The organism is Shewanella sp. S23-S33 (genome assembly GCF_043359565.1).
GTDB classification, from domain to species: Bacteria; Pseudomonadota; Gammaproteobacteria; order Enterobacterales; family Shewanellaceae; genus Shewanella; species Shewanella oncorhynchi.
Genome location: NZ_JBHFFD010000031.1, coordinates 1 through 1,941 on the forward strand (window position 1 = coordinate 1; position 1,941 = coordinate 1,941).

General features: G+C 47.4%; 5 protein-coding genes. All 5 read right to left on the reverse strand.

Annotated elements, in window-relative coordinates:
* Positions 1–300: transposase (locus tag ACHA99_RS09145; RefSeq protein ID WP_393942313.1), on the reverse strand; the 300-nt coding region annotated here is incomplete at its 3' end.
* 74 nt (positions 301–374) lie between these two features.
* A complete protein-coding gene (locus ACHA99_RS09150; protein WP_393942315.1) occupies positions 375–617 on the reverse strand; it encodes an RHS repeat-associated core domain-containing protein in 243 nt (80 codons plus the stop codon).
* Between the two features lie 40 nt (positions 618–657).
* Positions 658–819, reverse strand: coding sequence for a hypothetical protein (locus ACHA99_RS09155; RefSeq protein ID WP_393942317.1), 162 nt, complete (start codon positions 817–819; stop codon positions 658–660).
* Entirely contained in the window at positions 816–956 is a 141-nt protein-coding gene (locus ACHA99_RS09160) for a hypothetical protein (protein WP_393942319.1), read from the reverse strand. The genes ACHA99_RS09155 and ACHA99_RS09160 overlap by 4 nt, the downstream gene beginning before the upstream one ends.
* 220 nt (positions 957–1,176) lie before the next feature.
* The coding region (locus ACHA99_RS09165) for a hypothetical protein (protein WP_393942321.1) at positions 1,177–1,941 on the reverse strand (765 nt) is incomplete at its 5' end.

Sequence of the window (1,941 nt, forward strand, 5' to 3'; positions counted from 1 at the left end):
CGCTTCGCATATAGCGAGGGCATCGTTGGCATCATTCTTTGGGTTTGCAACAAATGGCTTAACATGTTGAGCAGGGATCAATTGCACTTGATAACCAAGAGCTTGAAATTGTCTTCCCCAGTAATGCGCCGTACCACAGGCCTCCATAGCAATAAGACTACCTTCGGGGAATTGTCTAATTTTATCGAGCAGCTTGTTTCTGTTAACCTTTTTGTTAGTCATGACTGAGTTATCCATAAGACAAACACAAACTTGAAAAACATTTTTGGCTAAATCGATACCAATAACTTTAATATCCATGATGGAAACCTCCTGAACTATTTGTCAGCTTCAAGCTTGGCATAATACTGCAAGCTTAGATGCTGAGGCGTCCATCACATCACTACAAGTCCGTCGACCGGGCCAGCCGGATCAGGATTGATCCAACGCCCTAGCCACGGCGCATAATAGCGCAAACCGTAGTAATACAGGCCGGTGGCGTCGCGCTCCTGGCCCGAGTAACGCACCGTCTTGTACTTCGCATCGATGTCGCTGCGCGCAGACCACACTGCGGTGCCGCCGTACGGGTAGTACTCCTCCCAACTCAGGATGTCGGCCTGCGCATCGAGCTCGAGCATTGATGAGCCTATCTGGTCATTCAAGCTGACCCGCCACTGATCATTCGCGATCGTTTCCGGCTGGCCCAACTCCCAATGTAACACCCGCACAGTTTGGCGGCCGGCCGCACCAAGACAGAGTACCTGCAGGCGCTCGACGGGCGTCGGGCGTCGGCGTGCCTGCGCAGCGCCGTGCAGTCGCCGCATCGGAAAAAGTGCTCATAGTTCTAGTACCTCATGCAGAGTATCGTTCAGATCTTCGGCAACCGTAAACCACTGGTAATAGCTATTGCGCCGGACATAACCGAGCGCGGTGACCATTTCCCGTTCGCGACGTGGCAGACCATCACCCAAGCTCAAGTTGCTGCCTGAGCTTGGGGAAGACCTGTGGCGAGGCGAATCTTTCAACTCAAAAATATGCCAAAAGCAAAGTAGTGAGTTAAGTTATCAATATCGGGCACAAACTAGGCACGTCTTCAGCCACTGTAAACCAGGGATAGTATTGTTCCCCATTAGTGAACGGATCTAAGTTACGAATAATCCATGTGTCCGGTGCTTGATCAAGAACCAATGTACAGGGTCATATTGGCTGGTAAACTGAAGATCTTTGCCCAAAAAAGCTGCGAAGACTTTGCCAAAGGACAGAAACTTTACTTTTCAGCCATTTCCACCATCCCCCAGCGCTCGTATTTGTTGATGGCATATCAACTTTCGGTGGATTCAAATCTATTTCACTGATGGTTAATGATGGTGGATTAGTATATCTACTCGAGAAAAATAATTTATCAGTGTTATCACTACTTACTCCTGCTTCATCTACGGAAGCAAACATGGAAAAACTCATGCTAGCCTGAAACTTCCTCCCTGCAGGAGGAAGGATAGAATCACCTGTTTCCAAGATGAGGAATGATCCAATTTCAAATTTATAGTCATATTTTATATTTACTCCATACTGGTTAATATTTTCTATGTTGTAACTACGAATATTAAGAGCATCGCTTGCCGATTGGGGGCCGTATGCTCCATTAAATTGTTCTGCAAACTCTCTGGACGGCCCTGCGAATAATGCTTGATTCGCCATTGAGGCAACGATATCCAAGGCCAGCTCGCTAGTTACATGTTGGCGGAAAGACTGCAGTCTTTCCTCATTCGACCCGCTGATGACTGAACCAGATACGATATAATTGCTTCTATGCAAATCCAGGTTAAATTGGGCCAAATCGTCAGGCATAAGCGGGGGATTAGGACTCGGATCTTGTATATGATGCGTGCCAATATCTGCACCAGTTTCAAATGGAGATTCAGTAGGCGCCCTTTGTGAGTCAATTCGTTGATAACTGTTCTG